Source organism: Corallococcus sp. BB11-1 (assembly GCF_026626625.1).
Lineage (GTDB): Bacteria > Myxococcota > Myxococcia > Myxococcales > Myxococcaceae > Corallococcus > Corallococcus soli.
In genome coordinates, this window is the sequence record NZ_JAPNJY010000039.1 from 468,086 (window position 1) to 483,978 (window position 15,893).

Here is a 15,893-nt window from a genome sequence, read left to right on the forward strand (position 1 = left end):
TTTACTTTTAAAACACGGTGACGTGAGCGAAAGGCCTCCTTCCCCCGGGCCGCGGTCCTGCTACGCGGCGGTGGCTGCCCTGGCGGCGGCGAGCAGCTGGTCGATGTCCAGGGGCTTGCGCAGATAGGAGCGGGCCGTCAGGACGTCGCGGCGGCTGTCGAGCTGGGGGTCGGCGCTCATCACCACCACCGGGATGTGGGCGAAGCGCGCGTCGGCCCGCTGCTCGGCGCGGAACTGGAAGCCGTCCTTCACCGGCATCATCAGGTCCAGGAGGATGAGCTCGGGTGGCGGCTGGAGCGTCTCCAGCGCGGCCAGCGCCTGGGCCCCGTTCTCCGCGCAGAAGACCGTGTGCCCCTCCTCCTGCAACAGCTCACGGATGGACTCGCGGATGTAGAAGTCATCCTCCACCACCAGGATGCGATGGCTCACGCCCGGAGCTCCTGTTCCCCGACCTGTGCTCGCGCGGCATCACGGGGCAGGCGGACCACGAAGCACGCGCCCCCGCCGGGCGACTCCTCCACGGAGATGGTCCCTCGGTGGGCCGCGACAATCTGCTTGGAGATGAAGAGGCCCAATCCCAGTCCTCCCGCGTTGCGGGATGCGAGCCCCCGGTCGAAGCGGTCGAAGATGCTCTCACGCTGCGCTGGCGGGACCCCGGGCCCCTGGTCCCGCACCTCCAGACGGACGTGGTCCCCCTGCTCCTCGGCCCGCACCTCCAGCGGCGTGCCCGGCGCGTACTTCAGCGCGTTGCAGAGGAGGTTCGTCAGCACCTGCTCCAGCCGATGCCCATCCCATACCCCTACGATGAGGGACGGAACGTCCAGCCGCACCCGACAGCCGGCCTGCTCCAACTGCCCGGAGAGGCGCTCCAGCACCTCGGAGACGAGCAGGGACAGGTCGACCTCCTGGAATGTGAGTTCGAGCGTGCCCGTGCGGATGCGCGCCACGTCCAGCAGGTCGTCCACGAGGCTCGTCAGCCGGTCCACCTGGAGCAGCGAGATGCGCATCGCCTTCGCCAGCTTCTCCGGGCTCGGGACACGGCCCTCCGCGGGCTTCACGTTCCGCTCGGTCATCTGCAATTGCATCCGCAGGGAGGTGATGGGCGTCTTCAGCTCGTGCGAGGCGATGGACAGGAACTCGTCGCGCGCGCCCAGCAGCACCTTCAGGTCGCGCTCCGCCTGCTTGAGCCGGGAGATGTCCCGGAGCGTGAGGATGGTGCGCGACGGCTGCTGCCCGATGGCCGGAACGAAGTCGGAGTCGACCACGAGGTGGAGCCGCCCGGCCGGGGAGTGGCCCACGGCCTCCAGGTCGCGGACCGGCGCATCCAGCGCTCGCGCCAGGTCGAACGGCGCCTCGGTTTCGTCGGTGAGGCGGAAGGCAGCGCCCTGCTCCGCGTCCTCGATCCCGCCCGGGAAATCTCCATCCGCGAGCTCCTGCGCGGCGTGGTTCGCGAAGGTGAAGCGGCGCGAGTCCGGGTCCACGAGCAGCGTGGGCGTGGGCAGCCGGTCCAGCACCGCCTCCAGCCACCGCTGCTGCTGCGCGAGGAGCGCCGCCTGCTCCTCCTGCTCGGCCGCCCGCAGCCGCATGGCCGCCATGGTGAGCTGCGCCCGCACCCGGGCCAGCAGCTCCCGGGCCGCGAAGGGCTTCGTCAGGTAGTCGTCCGCGCCCAGCTCCAGCCCGCTCGCCGTCTCTTCCTCGCCCGCGCGGGCGGACAGCAGGATGATGGGCACCGTGCGCAGCGCTTCGTCCGCGCGGAGCTGCCGCACCAGCTCGATGCCATCCATCACCGGCATCATCACGTCCGACAGCACGAGGTCCGGCCTGGACTCCCGCGCCAGACGCAGCGCCTCCGCCCCGTTCGAGACCGCCGTCACCTGATAGCGGTGTGACAGGAGGCGACGGACGTAGTCGCGCATGTCGGCGTTGTCGTCCGCGAGCAGGACCCGGGGACGGGCCCCGCTCACCCCTGCCTCCGGAGCACGCGCGGGCACCGGTGCTTCACCGTCCCCCGCCTGGGGAAGGGGCTCCGTCGCGGGGTTCGCCAGCCAGCGCAGCGACTCCTCGACGAACGCCTCGACGCGCATCGGGTTGGCGGGAAGTGACTCACCAGCGTCGATGGCCGGCGTCCCCATCCAGTAGGCATTTCCGAGCGGCACGCGGACCGTGAAGGTGGAGCCCTCTCCGACGACGCTGCGCACCTCCACGGAGCCCCCATGCAGCTTCGCCAGGTCCTGCACGAGCGCGAGCCCGATGCCGCTGCCCTCGTGGGTGCGCCCCTTCGCTTCCTGCACCCGGTGGAAGCGCTGGAACACGCGCCCCAGCTCGCCCTCCGGGATGCCAATGCCGGTGTCCCGCACCGACAGCCGCGCGAAGCCCCCGTCCCGCTTCACCTCCACGCGGATCTCCCCCGCGTGGGTGAACTTGAACGCGTTGGACACGAGGTTGAGGACGATCTTCTCCCACATCTCCCGGTCCACGAGCACCGGCTCCCCGAGCGGCTCCGCGTCCACCACCAGGCGCATGCCGGCGCGCTCCACGGCGGAGCGGAACGCGCTCGCGATGTCGCGGGTGAGCGCGGACAGGTCGGTGGGCTCCACCGACGCCCTGGCGCGACCGGCCTCGATGCGGGAGAAGTCGAGCAGCGCGTTCACCAGCTTGAGCAGGCGCAGCGCGTTGCGGTGCACGACCTCCAGCTCGCCGTGCGCCTCTGTCGGCAGTTGCCCCAGGCGCCCGGCCAGCAGGTCCTCCACGGGCCCGAGCATCAACGTGAGCGGCGTGCGGAACTCGTGGCTCACGTTGCTGAAGAAGGCCGTCTTGGCCTGATCAATCTCCGCCAGCGCCTCCGCCCTGCGCCGCTCGGCTTCATAGGCGCGTGCGTTGCCCAGGGCCGCGCTCGCCGCCCCGCCCAGCATCTCCACGAAGTTCCGATAGGCCTCGTCGAACGGGAGCCGCTGGCTCGTCCCGATGACGAGGAACCCCAGCGGCAGCTCCACGCCCGCGACCCGGACCGGCAGGACGAAGGCCTTCTGGAGCGGTTCTGGATACGGGCCCGCGGAGACCTGGCCGAACCGGGTCTCCAGGTCCGTCAGCATCTCCACCCGGCCGCTGCGCGCCGCGCGTGCGAGCGGCCAGCCACCCTCCCCAGCCTCGCCCGTGAGCCAGAGGACTTCGGGCGCGAGCGGCCCCCCCGCCTGGGTGCCACTGCTTCCCCGCAGCCGGGCCTGGGTCCCGTCCGGCGTCGTCACGTAGAGGAGCGCGAGGGGCACATCAAAGGCATACGTCCCAAGCGTCGCGAGGAGCAGGTCGCACGCCTCGTCGAACACCAGGGCCTTTCCGGCTCGGTCGGCCACGTCGCGCAGCGCCCGCGTCCGTCGCTGGGCAAGCATCGTGGCGGTGGTCTCCGTCACCGGATGGAAGATGCCCACCACCTTACCGAGCTCGTCGCGGATGGGGCTGGAGGAGAAGGTGAAGAAGGTCTCCTCCGGGTAGCCATTGCGTTCGAGGAACATCCGCTGGTTTTCGAGGTAGGACGTCTCCCCCGCCAGGGCCCGCTCGAAGGGCTCGCCAATGGCAGGCCACGCGGAGGCCCACGTCACGCGGTAGTTCTCCCCCATGGCGCGCGGGTGCGCCGCGCCGCAGACCCCGCGGTAGCCATCGTTGTAGATTTGATTGTGGCCGTTCCCCCAGATGATGTTGATGGGGAAGTTCGACGCGAGGCAGAGGCTCACGGTCGTGCGCAGGCTCTGGGGCCACGACTCAATGGGGCCCAGCGGTGAATCCGACCAGTCCAGCGACGCGATGAGGGAGGCCATTTCGCCCCCACCGGCAAGCCATGCGAGCTTCCTCGGAGGCGTGTGCATCGTGGAGGGATATGTACCCGGGTACGGGGGCACAAGGCGAGCCTCCACGCCCCGAGGACTTGGAGCGTCAAGAAGCTGACGCACGCTGTTTCAGGGCCTGCGCTTGACGCGTCGCGGAGGGGTTGGCCGGGGACTTCAGGGCACGCTTGCTCCCATGCCCGCGGGTCACCCCGACCCCGCACTCCAGATAGGTTCCCCCCATGAGCGCTTCGGCCCCGCCCCAGGTCCACTTCCGCACCTGCAACCTCTGCGAAGCGATGTGCGGGGTGCGCATCGAGGTGGCTGATGGACGCATCACGTCCATCAAGGGTGACGACGCGGACCCGTTCAGCCGGGGCCACGTCTGTCCCAAGGCCGTGGCCCTGCGCGACCTGCACGAGGACCCGGACCGCCTGCGCCATCCCATGAAGCGCACCGCCTCCGGCTGGGAGCGCGTGTCCTGGGAGGATGCGCTCAGCGACATCACCCGGCGCCTGCATGCACTCCAGCAGGAGCACGGCCCCCACTGCGTGGGCGCCTACCTGGGCAACCCCAACGTCCACAACCTGGGCGCGATGATGTTCGGCCCCGGCCTGCTGCGCTCGCTGCGCTCGCGCAACCGGTTCTCCGCCACCTCCGTCGACCAGCTCCCCCACCAGCTCGTCGCCCACTTCATGTTCGGCCACCAGCTGCTCGTCCCCATCCCGGACATCGACCGCACCCGGTACATGCTCATGCTGGGCGCCAATCCCCTGGCGTCCAATGGCAGCCTGATGACCGCGCCGGATGTCCGCGCCCGCCTCCGCGCCATCCAGGAGCGCGGCGGCAAGGTCGTCGTCATCGACCCGCGCCGCACGGAGACCGCGGGCATCGCCGACCAGCACGTCTTCGTCCGCCCTGGCACCGACGCGCTCGCCCTCTTCTCCCTGCTGCACGTCGTCCTGGGAGAAGGCACGCACCGCATGGGGCGGCTCGCCGCGTTCGTGGACGGCCTGGACACCGTCATGCCGCTCGTCCGCGACTTCCCTCCGGAGAGGACGGCCCCGCACACCGGCATCGCGCCGGACGTGCTTCGCGGCATCGCCCGGGACTTCCTCGCGGCGGAAGGCGCCGTCTGCTACGGCCGCGTCGGCGTTTCCACGCAGCCCTTTGGCTCGCTCTGCCAATGGCTCATCAACGTCCTCAACGTCGTCACCGGCAACCTGGACCGGGAGGGCGGCGCGCTCTTCACGCTGCCGGCGTTCGACCTCATCGGGGGGCCTCGCGCGCTGGGCGTGAGCCCTGGCAGCCATGGCCGCTGGAAGAGCCGCGTGCGGGGCCTGCCGGAGTCCTCTGGTGAGCTGCCCGTGGCCGTGCTCGCGGAGGAGATCCTCACGCCGGGCGACGGCCGCATCCGCGCGCTCATCACCGTGGCCGGCAACCCCGTGCTGTCCACGCCCAATGGCACCCAGCTGGACTCCGCGCTGTCGCGGCTGGACCTCATGGTGAGCGTGGACCCCTACCTCAACGAGACCACCCGGCACGCCCACTACATCCTGCCGCCCGCGTCCGTGCTGGAGCGCGGGCACTACGACCTCGTCTTCCACGCGCTCGCCGTGCGCAACACGGCCAAATACTCACCGCCCGTGTTCGCCCCCGGCCCGGAGTCCCGCCAGGACTGGGAGATCCTCCTGGAGCTCCAGCACCGCCTGGAGACGCTGCGCCACGGCCGCACCGCCCGCGCCACCCTCCAGTACCAGGCCCTCAAGCGGCTGGGGCCGGAGCGCCTGCTCGACCTGGGCCTGCGCATGGGGCCGTATGGCTCGCGCTTCCATCCGCTCAAGAAGGATGGCCTGTCGCTCGCGAAGCTCCGCGCCTCGCCTCACGGCATCGACCTGGGGCCCTTGAAGCCTTCCCTCCCCGGCCGCCTGCGCCACCGCTCCAAGCGCATCCAACTGGCGCCGGAGCTGCTCGTGGCGGACGTAGCCCGGCTCCGTGCGGCGTTCCCCGACGACGCGGCGCCTGGCGACGGCGAATTGCTGCTCATTGGCCGGCGGCACCTTCGCGACAACAACTCCTGGATGCACAACGTGCCGGGGCTCGTGAAGGGCCGGCCCCGCTGCACCCTCATGGTCCACCCGGACGACGCCTCGCGCCTGGGCCTCACCGACGGCGTGGACGCCACCATCCGCTCCCGCGTGGGTGAAATCACCGTGCCCGTGGCCATCACCGCCGACGTCATGCCCGGCGTCGTCAGCCTGCCGCACGGCTACGGCCACCAGCGCTCGGGCATCCGCATGCAGGTGGCTGGCGCGCACGCGGGCGCCAGCATCAACGACCTCACGGATGAGCAGGCTTTGGACGCCGTCAGCGGCAACGCCGCGTTCAGCGGCACGCCGGTGCGGGTACGGCCTGCGGCACCACCTGCGCCACCGTCACCTTCCGGCTCCGCCACACCAGCGGCGTGAGCGCGCCCACCAGCACGAACACCGCCTGCACCGTGTGCGCGAGCAGCGCGATGGACATCGCCTTCGCCGCGGACGTCCCCATCGCGCCCGCCGCCAGGGTGAACATGCCGTCCGTCACGCCCACCTGCCCCGGCACCAGCGAGCCCATGGCCAGCGCCACCAGGTAGAGCCCCTGCGTGAAGAGCGCCTGCACCACCGTCGCGTCGATGCCCACCGCGTGCGCCAGCACCGCGTACTGAATCACCTGCAACGCGCGGCTGCCCAGGAAGACCAGCATGGGCCGCCAAGGGCACAGCCCTCCGGCGCACAGCGACGCCTGGAACGACTCCGCGTGCGCGCCCCACTTCCCGCACCGGCGCTGCACCCACGCGCCCAGCCGCTTCGCGCGCAGGCCCGCGCGCACGCCCAGGGACGCCAGCAACAGCACGAAGCCGTGCACCACCATGGCCACCGTGAACGCGGACCAGCCCGTCATCAGGTAGGACGCCACCGCGCACGGAAAGGAGACGAGCCCTCCGGCCCCCAGGGACGCCGCCTGGGACGTGGCCGCCGCCGCCGTCGCCGCCGCGCCCCCCGTGTAGGGCGTGAGCAGCGTCGCCTTCGTCGCCTCCGCCGCCGCGCGGCCCGCGGGCGCCATGCTCGACACCGCCGTGCCAATCAGTTGCGCGCGCACCAACACCGACAGCGGCACCTGGCCCGCGCGGGCACCGTAGGACAGGCGCGTCGCCGCCGCGTCGCAGCCCTGCCGTCCCATTTCGATGAGCACCACCCAGGGCAACAGCGGCAGCGCGGCCAGGAGCGTGGTCTTCAGCTCACCCGCGCCAGCCTTGTTCACCATCGCCGTCAGCATGCCCAGGCCGCCGAGCGCGAAGACGGGCTTGAGCACCGTCAGCAGCCTGCGCCTCCAGACGCCCGGTTCGGCTGTCTGGCCTCCGGGTACGACGGCCAACGGCCCCGCCAGGGCCACTTCGTGGTGCACGTTGCTCACACTCGCCCTCCTCGCCCATCCCCACGTGCCCCACCGAGGGGTCCGCAACTCAAGCTGTGCAGCCCCCACCGTCGTGGCGAGGGCCGAACGTCGCCGGTCGGCAGCCTCCTCCGGCCCACGTTCGGGTGTGGACAGACCCCCGCCCTCGGGGGGCCGGAATGAAGCGCGGATGGATCAATGCAACCCCGCGTGCGCACGCGGAGTGGGCCTGCTTTGCACGCTCGGCAGCAGCGGCGAAGGCGGCTAGGGTGGCGCCGCCTTCAGGCAGCCTTCACGCGGGAGCATGCAATGAAAGCAGTGCGCTTCTCGGCCTTCGGTCCGCCCTCGGACGTCGCCCAGGTGGTGGAGGAATCCCCCGCGCCGCTCCAACCGGGAGAGGCGCGCCTGGCCGTGCTCGCCACGCCCATCAACCCCTCCGACCTGCTCACCCTCTCCGGTGAGTACGGCGTGCTGCCCAAGCTGCCCGCCACCCCGGGCAACGAGGGCGTGGGCCGCGTGGTGGAGGTGGTGGGCTCCGACGCCGTGGCGGTGGGTGACCGGGTGTTCCTGCCGCTGGGCGCGGGCACCTGGCGCACCCACCTCACCGTGCCCGCCGCGCAGCTGCTGCCGGTGCCGCCGGGATTGGACCTGCTCCAGGCGAGCATGCTGCTGGTCAACCCGCCCACCGCGTACCTGATGCTGCGCCAGTTCGTGACGCTCCAGCCCGGGGAGTGGGTGGTGCAGAACGCGGCCAACTCCGCCGTGGGGCGCTACCTCATCACCCTGGCCCAGGTGATGGGATTGAAGACCGTCAACGTGGTGCGCCGCCAGGACCTGGCCGACGCGCTCAAGGCGCAGGGCGCGGACGTGGTGCTGCTGGACACGGATGAGCTGCCCAAGCAGGTGCGCGACGCCACGGGCGGCGCGAAGGTGCGGCTGGGCATCGACGCGGTGGGCGGGGACTCCTCCCGGCGGCTGGGTGACTGTCTTTCCACCGGCGGCGTGCTGGTGAACTACGGCGCGATGAGCGGCAAGGGCCCCAAGCTGTCCGCGGCGGCCACCATCTTCAAGGACGTCAGCCTGCGCGGCTTCTGGCTGGTGCGCTGGATGCGCAACGCCCCGCGCGAGGAGCAGAACGCCACCTTCGCGCGGCTCGCGGAGCTGATGTCCGCGGGCACGTTGCAGGCGCCCGTGGACGGCACCTACCCGCTGGAGCGCATCCACGACGCGCTGAAGCGCGCCCAGGAGCCCAGCCGCGACGGGAAGATCATCCTGACCCCCACCCCCGCGGACTGAGCGCCCCGGCGGCCCCCCATTCCCACGGCATCGAAGGAGCAACGGACATGAAGCGAGTCGAAGGCAAGGTGGCGTTGGTGACGGGCGGCGCGGGAGGCCTGGGCGCCGCGTCCGCGCGGATGCTCGCGCGCGAGGGCGCCAGGGTGGTGGTGACCGACCGGCGCGAGGACGAAGCGCGCGCGGTGGCGGAGGAGCTGGGCGACGCGGGCCTGTTCGTCGCGCTGGACGTCACCCAGGAGGCGCAGTGGGAGCACGCCATGGCGCGCACCCTGGAGAAGTTCGGGAAGCTGGACGTGCTCGTGAACAACGCGGGCATGGGCATCGTGAAGGACATCGAGACCATGTCGCTGGACGAGTGGCGGCTCGTGCACGCGGTCAACCTGGACGGCGTCTTCCTGGGCTGCAAGCACGGCATCGCCGCGATGCGGAAGACGGAGGCGAAGGGCTCCATCATCAACATCTCCTCCATCGCCGGCATCGTCGGCGTGGGGCAGTTCCCCGCGTACAGCTCCAGCAAGGGCGGCGTGCGCCTGCTGTCCAAGTCCGTGGCGCTGCACTGCGCGGCCAAGGGCTACGGCATCCGGTGCAACTCCGTGCACCCGGGCTACGTGGAGACCGCCATGGTGGAGGCCCTGTCCCAGGCCAGCGGTCAGGCGGAGAAGACGCGCGCGCGCATGCTCAAGGGCATCCCCCTGGGCCACTTCGGTGAGCCCGACGACGTGGCGAACGCGGTGCTCTACCTCGCGTCGGACGAGTCCAAGCTCATGACGGGCGCCGAGGTCATCCTCGACGGCGGCGCCACCGCGCAGTAGCGCGGGGCCTCACGGGCGCCCACGGCTCACGCCCAGGGCGCCTGGAGCAGCTCGGCGAAGCGGAGGGCCAGCTCCGTCCGGCCCACCATCGCCTGCCCCCACGCGTTCGCCTGCGTGGCCCAGGTCACGGGCGTCAGCCCCACGACCTCGAAGAGCTTCATCACGTCCGCGCCCCCCTGGAGCGCCTTGAGCATGCGGGCGTAGTGCAGGAGCGTGGGCAGCGCCGTGCCGGGGAAGAGCACCTCCCGGTCCAAGGGGCGCGAGGGCACCTGGGGCTGCACGTCCGTCATGAGGCGCAGGGCGTCCGACAGGGCCCGGGTCTGTTGCTGTCCGTGCTCCACCAGCCGGGCGGCCTCCAGCGCTTCGGCGGCGCGGCGGGCCTGCTCAATCTGGCGCTCCTGGTCGCGGCGGCGGGACTCCGCCACCTGGCGTTCGACTTCACGTTCGCGCTCGTACGCCTCGCGCTCGCGGCGGCGGTCCCGGCGCTCGCGCATCATCCGCAGCGCGTCGTGCGTGTCATCCAGGAAGTCGCGGTGGATGTTGGACTCCTCCGGCGGCGACGGCGTGGCGCGCACGCGCTGCTCGAAGGCAGGGAGGCGCGACTCGAAGTACGCCAGCTCCGCCTCCATCTGCTGGACGTGGCGCGGGTCGTCGGACTCCACCGCGCGCAGCAGCGCCCAGGCCCCCTTGGACACGGAGAGGGACGCGGTGCGCGGGCGCGTGCCCACGATCTCCTCCGCCGCCGCCCAGAGGGTTCGCAACCGGGCGGGCAGGACGTCCAGCGGCGCATCCGCCAGCAAGGGCTCCACGTGGGGATAGAGGCCCACGGGGTCCAGCCGCCACCACGCCTGGAAGCGCACGAGGGCGTCGGGCTCCGCCTCACGCTGCTTCTCCCACAGGCGGTCGCGCCAGCTCGCGAAGGCGCGGAGCAGCAGGCTCCGTTCGGAGGGATGGGATTGGAAGCGCCGCCAGACCGCGTCCACCAGCACCTCGCGTCCGGAGTACGCGCTCCACTGCCGCGTCACGCGGGACATGGGCTCCACCAGCAGGTGCTGGTCCGGGCCCTCCCAGACGGCCATCAACAGCCGGGCCGCGTGTTCGAGTCCAGTGGCGGGAAGGCGCGCCTGCTCGCGCCACGAGGGGAAGATCATCAGGGCTTCCAGCAGGGCCTCCCCGCTGTGCGGATCACGGGCCCAGTCGTTCAGCCGCCGCTGTTCGTCCACCCCCGCATGGTGGAGGAAGTACACGAAGAGGAAGTCCTTGAAGCACGCGACGCGGTCCTTCTCCGCGCCCCGCTCAATCGCATGCACCGTCTCCTCCAGGAAGCACCACACCGCCTCCATCTCCTCTTCCTCGGGGGGGTCGGTGCTTTCGCCAGGGGCGGCGGCCCAGCCGAAGAAGTGCAGCGCGGTCTGCGCGGGCAGGGCGCGCAGCACCGAGCGCGCCCACCGGGCCCAGCGCTGCTGGTCCTCCAATCCCCAGTCGTGGAAGGGCCGCCGCTTCGCGAAGCGCAGCAGGTCGTCCGCGAGTGAGCCGACGGTGCGCACGGACACGGTGAGCAGCGCTTCCAGGGCCCCCTCCGGCGGAGGGAAGGGCAGGTCTTGCAGCACCTCCTGCACGAAGCGCTCGTCCCCTTCGCGCATCAGCCGGAGGAAGAGCCTGGGGGAACCCCACCCGCTCAGCGTGCGCCGCGCGAAGGTGACGGTGGCCGCGTCGGGTGAGTCCAGCGCCTGCGCCACCTCCACCTCGTCGCGCAGGCACAGCGCGCATTCGAAGCGCACCTCCGGGTCGGTGCCGTACAGCCCCCGGTGCAGGGCGGTCAGCACGGCGTCGGGGGGCGCCTCCCGCGACACCCGCGTCCAGGCGACCGCGGCGCGCGCGCCGATGTCGGGCACGTCCAGCACGCCCAGGGCCAGCAAGCGGATCCGCTCGCGCTCCTCCGAGGTCAGTCGCAGGGAGGAGGCATTGCGCCAGCGCATCAGGGCGAGCATCGCCTCCACCGCCACGCGTCCGTCCTGGAGCAGCAGGTAGCGCACCGTGGCGCGCGCATCCTGGGAGAACGTGCCCTGGTGCACCCAGGCGAGCGCCGCCATGTCGCGCAGGTTCGCGTCCGGCGCCTTGCTGGACAGGTACGCCAGCGAATCCGGCAGGGGGCTGAAGGGCGCGATGCTCTCCGCGAGGACGGCCTCGTCCATGGGCAGGCGGGCCGCCCAGGCGTCCTCCATGTCGCCCACGAAGCCGCGTTGCAGCAGCCGGGGCTCGATGCGCCGCGCGTCCTCGATGAGCCGCAGCGCCACGCCCCACTGTCGCGCGTAGCGGGCCGCCAGGACCTCCACCTGGGCGGGCTCCAGCGCGGCGGTGCGGCCCGCCAGGGCGAAACGGTCCACCCCGGACTTCAGCAGCTCGCGCGCGGCGCCGTAGCGCTCCGGCGGGACGGGGCCACAGAAGCAGTGCGGGCAGGCGACGGCGGTCGGGATGAAGCGGGTGCAGCCGGGACAGCGCACTTCCGCGCCCCGCTGCACGCCGCTGTCGAGCAGGGCGGACATGCCCTGTGTCTACTCCGCCAGGGGCCCCGCGTGCACCCCGGGAGCCGCATCGTCAGGCCACCGCGCATGGATTGCGGCGACCGCGTGGCATGCCTCGCATCCGCCAGCGGGCAGCCGGCTGCGCTGCTCAGGGCAGGGCGTAGACGCGGACGTAATCGATTTCAAACACCGCGGGCAGCGACACGAAGAACAGGTCGGTGGTGGCGCAGCCGGTGGTGCCCGGGGCGGCCTGCGTCCGCGAGCAGCGGTGGACCATGGGGAGGTAGCCCAACTGCTGATCCGGCTCGCCCACCCACTTGCCGCCGACGGCCGTGTTCAGACAGATGTCCCAGGTCGAATTCGCGCCCGGCTGACGCAGCATCGCCAGGGTCGCCGCATCGGTCAGCTGGTAGCCCCCGTACTGGACCCCGTCCAGGAACGCCTTGAAGTCGATGGGGCCGGTGAGCGGGTCGCCCGCCGGGGTGATCTCCACGGACCAGGTGTGCCAGCCGCCAGTCCCCGGCGCGGCGGGCTCGAACGTCACCAGCTGCTGCGTCGTGTTCACCCCGAGCGTGTTGGGGAAGTGCAGCGAGAACTTCCCGCGCCCCGGCCGGTAGTTGAAGAAGTACTCCATGACGTCGACCTCCCCGGAGGAGGCCCCGCCCTTGCGACGCAACCAGAAGGCGGGCAGCAGGCCCTGCCCATGCGGCAGCCGGGCGCGAATCTCATACTTGCCATAGAGCGGGAAGTACGTGGCCGGGCTGCCCTCGCGGGTGTTGATCATCCCGGAGGTGAAGTAGCGCTTGCCCGCGGGGAGGCCCGTCCTGGGCGTGGCCCGGTTGACGCCATCCGGGCTGGTGAAGGGCATCGCAGGCGCCTGGGTCGTGGACCCGAGGTAGTCCTGGCGCCGGGAGTGGATCTTCAGCGTCCCCGCCGAGACCTCCAGGTTCTCCGGCCGGTACCACTGCGACTCGCTGTTCCCCGCCGCGTAGGTGTGCGGCATCTTGTACCACCACGGCTTCAGGTCGGTGCCGTCGAACTCGTCCTGCCACAGCGGGGCGCCCCAGGCAGGGAGCAGCCCCGTGGCGCCGGCCGCGCGAACGCCTCCAGGGCCCTCCGCCGCGACAACAGGAGCCGTGTCAGGAGCTGGCGCGGGCTCCGGCTCGCCGCAAGCAGCCCACAGGCCCAGGCCACAGACCGCCAACCCCCATCTTGTCGCACGAAGCATGTTCATCCAGCAGGACCTTCCGTGAGAGGGAATCACACGGAGCCAGCCTGCCATGGAACAGCATTCCATGGAATACGAGCTTAATCATGATATCTACAATGGGGATGTAACAGCCACCGTCGCGGTGCGGCCTTCAGGGTTCGACCACCGCGGCCTCACCTGCCATGGGGGAGGCTGCGGCGTCCCGCTGCGCCTTCTGCGTCCACAGCGTCTGGAAGCGCTCTTCGAGCCGCGCGCCCAGCGGCTCCGAGTCCAGATACAGGCTCGTCTCGTCGTAGCGGGTGAACGAACTCAACGTCCAGTTGTGGCTGCCCATCACCAGGTGCCTGCCATCCACCAGCACCAGCTTGGAGTGCGTGAGCCGGGTCGCCGTGTCGTAGCGCACCGGCACCTTCCGGGCCGTCAGCGCCTGGAAGGCCGACAGGTTGATGATGCGGGAATGATAGACATCCCCCTTCGCGTCCTGGTCCAGGATGACCTGGACGTCCACGCCGCGCTCATGCGCCGCGATGAGCTGTTGCAGCAGACCGTGCGTGGGATATTTCGCATCCACGTACCGGAAGAAGAAGAGGACCACCCGCACGGAGCGCGCCGCCCCTGAGAGCAGGCGCTCCACGAACTCCGGGTACTGGCCCTGCCTCAACAGCACGCCCGCCCGGACCGGGCCAGAGGCGTCCTCGGCGTGGGCGCGGGCCCGGTCCAGCCGCTCCTGTTCGGTCCGCGCCGCGCTCGCCCGCGTGGCCCCCAGCCGCCGTGCGACACCGCAGGGGTGCTCCCGCGCATCCCGCAGGGCCTCCTCCAGCTCCATCAGCACCTGGGCCACCGGGCCCTGCCCCTGCGCGCGGCGCCACTGGAACGAGCCTCCGCTGGCGGCCACCCATTGCACGTACCGGGCGAAGGAGGGCTCCTGGACGAACGCCTCCAGCGCCTCGCTCCGGAACACCGGCGGGCGCTCCTCCAGGAGGATCCGCCCGCGGAGCTGCTCCAGCCCCTTCACGCCCAGGCCCTCCACCCGCAGCAGCGACTCCAGCGTGCGGAAGGGGCCGTGCGCGCGGCGGTGTCTCACGATGCGCCCCGCCAGCCCCCGCCCCAGGCCCGGCAGCCCCTCCAGTTCCTCCGCGCTGGCCGTGTTCACCTCCAGGGCGTCCGCCCACTCGTGCGGCGTCACGAAGGGCAGCGCTGGCGTGTCCGACGCCTCGCGCACGGGCCTGCTGTAGCGGGCGGACCCGGCGCCTTCCTCCAGCGCACGGGCGTAGCGGTTCATCCGCCGTTGCAGCACCTCCCGGGCCCGGCGCAGGGCGAACTGGCGCGCGACGTCCTCGCCGGGCGCCTCATCCAGGACCAGCGCCCCGCCCTGCGCGCGGCTGAGCTCCACCAGCAGCCCGGTGGCCCGCTCCAGCTCGCCCGGCTCCCACCGCACCTGCTCCGACCAGCCACGCACCATCGGCGCGAACCACTCAGGACGCATGGGCCGCCTCCGCTTTCCGTGCACCCTCGGTCCAGAGCCGCTCGAAGTCCCGCCCCAGCCCCATCGCGAGCTGCGGCGAGTTCACCGCCAGGGAGTCCTCATGGCTCACGTGGAAGGCGGAGTGCGTCCAGTTGTGACTGCCCAGCAGCACCCGGTCGTCCACGATGACGAACTTGCTGTGGGTGCTCACGTGGCGCTCGGAGTGGAACAGCCGCACCGGCACGCCCAGCTCCCGCATGTAGAGCGCGGAGGTGGTGTTGGCGATGTGGACCTCCGGCGTGTCCGACACCCCCACCAGCACCCGCACGTCCACGTTGCGCCACCGCGCCCGGGCCAGCTGCTCCACCAGGCCGCGCACCGACCGCAGCGGATCCCTCAGCACCCGCGTGTCGATGATGAAGACAGACACCCAGAGCCGCTTGCGCGCCAGCGCGAACCAGCTGGCCGCGAAGGGTGCGTAGTCCCCGTCGTGGAGCAGCGTGCCTCCGGACACGGGGAAGGCCTCGAAGCTCATGGCGCCTCCGGCGTCAGGGTCGCCAGCCGCTCCCGCAATCCCTGCTCATAGTGGCGGTAGGTGAGGAGCAGCCGGCGCGTGAAGTCCTGGTACTCCGCCAGCGCCAGGGAGACCCGCGGCGCCGCCTCCTTCTCCGACGGCGTCTTCGCCTTCGCCTCCTGTTCGGCCTGGAAGAGCAGCGCCACCTCCTGCCAGGAGAGCGTCGCGAGCTGTTCGTGGATGAGCAGGCGGTGCTCCTCCAGCAGGTCCTCGATGGCTTCCAGCCGTTCGTATCCGGGGGACATGGGCATGGGCGGCGTCCTCGCTACATGCTGCCCGCCTCATCGAGCAGCAGTTGGAGCATCCGTTCGAAGTCCAGCCGGGCCTGGTCCTCGGGGCTTGTGGGCGCGTAGGGGTCGGCGAAGTCGAACAGGTCGATGGACGCGCCGTCGCCTGGCAGGGCGTTGGGGTCGAACTCCGGGTCCAGGTGGAGCATGTCCGCGTAATTCCCCAGGTTGGGATAGCCCATCAGTGGACCTCCTCCCGCTCCTGTTCGGGCAGGTACGCGCGGACGGTGGCCTCGACGAGCGCCTTCAATTCCTCACGGGTCCACGCCAGGGTGGAGGCGCGGAAGAAGCGGCGGGTGACGGGGTCCTCCACCCGCTCCCAGTCATACAGTTGCTCCAGCCGGAGCTGGACCAGCTGCTCGCGCGTCATCGTCGTCGACAACCGGCGCAGCTGCTCCCTGAGGAGCTGCTCGAAGCGGGGCTGGAGCGGGACCACCAGGAGTTCCATGTTGGAAATCTGGGAGGCGCCCC

Annotated in this window: 13 protein-coding genes; 3 read left to right on the plus strand and 10 right to left on the minus strand. The window is 71.3% G+C overall.

The genetic code is table 11. From position 1 onward, the window contains the following. Positions 1–60 precede the first annotated feature (60 nt). The gene (locus tag OV207_RS34405; RefSeq protein ID WP_193346552.1) at positions 61–429 is read right to left on the minus strand and encodes a response regulator; all 369 of its coding nucleotides are present in this window, start codon (positions 427–429) and stop codon (positions 61–63) included. Beyond that, positions 426–3,812 carry an ATP-binding protein gene (locus OV207_RS34410; RefSeq protein ID WP_267559331.1) on the minus strand — a complete coding sequence of 1,129 codons (3,387 nt, stop codon included), beginning with the start codon at positions 3,810–3,812 and terminating at the stop codon, positions 426–428. The genes OV207_RS34405 and OV207_RS34410 overlap by 4 nt, the downstream gene beginning before the upstream one ends. Before the next feature lie 248 nt (positions 3,813–4,060). Between OV207_RS34410 and OV207_RS34415 the strand changes: the two genes are divergently transcribed. Next, complete coding sequence (locus OV207_RS34415; protein WP_267559333.1) at positions 4,061–6,286, plus strand: molybdopterin-dependent oxidoreductase; 2,226 nt, start codon at positions 4,061–4,063, stop codon at positions 6,284–6,286. On the opposite strand, the gene OV207_RS34420 is transcribed toward OV207_RS34415, so the two are convergent. Continuing rightward, positions 6,204–7,274, minus strand: a complete 1,071-nt coding sequence (locus OV207_RS34420; RefSeq protein WP_267559335.1) for a lysylphosphatidylglycerol synthase domain-containing protein — start codon at positions 7,272–7,274, stop codon at positions 6,204–6,206. The genes OV207_RS34415 and OV207_RS34420 overlap by 83 nt on opposite strands. 288 nt (positions 7,275–7,562) lie before the next feature. Between OV207_RS34420 and OV207_RS34425 the strand changes: the two genes are divergently transcribed. Next, positions 7,563–8,549, plus strand: a complete 987-nt coding sequence (locus tag OV207_RS34425) for a zinc-dependent alcohol dehydrogenase family protein (protein ID WP_193346549.1) — start codon at positions 7,563–7,565, stop codon at positions 8,547–8,549. A 47-nt stretch (positions 8,550–8,596) separates the two neighbouring features. Then, positions 8,597–9,361 (plus strand): glucose 1-dehydrogenase, encoded by a 765-nt coding sequence (locus OV207_RS34430; protein ID WP_267559337.1) that lies wholly within the window; start codon positions 8,597–8,599, stop codon positions 9,359–9,361. Between the two features lie 26 nt (positions 9,362–9,387). On the opposite strand, the gene OV207_RS34435 is transcribed toward OV207_RS34430, so the two are convergent. The 7 genes from OV207_RS34435 to OV207_RS34465 all read right to left on the minus strand — a co-directional run bounded on the left by OV207_RS34435 (position 9,388) and on the right by OV207_RS34465 (position 15,870). After that, the gene (locus tag OV207_RS34435; protein ID WP_267559339.1) at positions 9,388–11,907 is read right to left on the minus strand and encodes a hypothetical protein; all 2,520 of its coding nucleotides are present in this window, start codon (positions 11,905–11,907) and stop codon (positions 9,388–9,390) included. Between the two features lie 127 nt (positions 11,908–12,034). Then, complete coding sequence (locus tag OV207_RS34440) at positions 12,035–13,090, minus strand: glycoside hydrolase family 16 protein (protein ID WP_267559340.1); 1,056 nt, start codon at positions 13,088–13,090, stop codon at positions 12,035–12,037. Between the two features lie 157 nt (positions 13,091–13,247). Further along, positions 13,248–14,582 carry a phospholipase D-like domain-containing protein gene (locus OV207_RS34445; protein WP_267559341.1) on the minus strand — a complete coding sequence of 445 codons (1,335 nt, stop codon included), beginning with the start codon at positions 14,580–14,582 and terminating at the stop codon, positions 13,248–13,250. Continuing rightward, the gene (locus OV207_RS34450) at positions 14,572–15,096 is read right to left on the minus strand and encodes a phospholipase D-like domain-containing protein (RefSeq protein ID WP_267559342.1); all 525 of its coding nucleotides are present in this window, start codon (positions 15,094–15,096) and stop codon (positions 14,572–14,574) included. Before OV207_RS34450 ends, OV207_RS34445 begins: the two co-directional genes overlap by 11 nt. Next, complete coding sequence (locus OV207_RS34455) at positions 15,093–15,386, minus strand: hypothetical protein (RefSeq protein ID WP_267559343.1); 294 nt, start codon at positions 15,384–15,386, stop codon at positions 15,093–15,095. Before OV207_RS34455 ends, OV207_RS34450 begins: the two co-directional genes overlap by 4 nt. 14 nt (positions 15,387–15,400) lie before the next feature. Beyond that, positions 15,401–15,604, minus strand: coding sequence for a hypothetical protein (locus tag OV207_RS34460; RefSeq protein WP_267559344.1), 204 nt, complete (start codon positions 15,602–15,604; stop codon positions 15,401–15,403). Then, positions 15,604–15,870, minus strand: coding sequence for a hypothetical protein (locus OV207_RS34465; protein WP_267559345.1), 267 nt, complete (start codon positions 15,868–15,870; stop codon positions 15,604–15,606). The genes OV207_RS34460 and OV207_RS34465 overlap by 1 nt, the downstream gene beginning before the upstream one ends. Positions 15,871–15,893 lie beyond the last annotated feature (23 nt).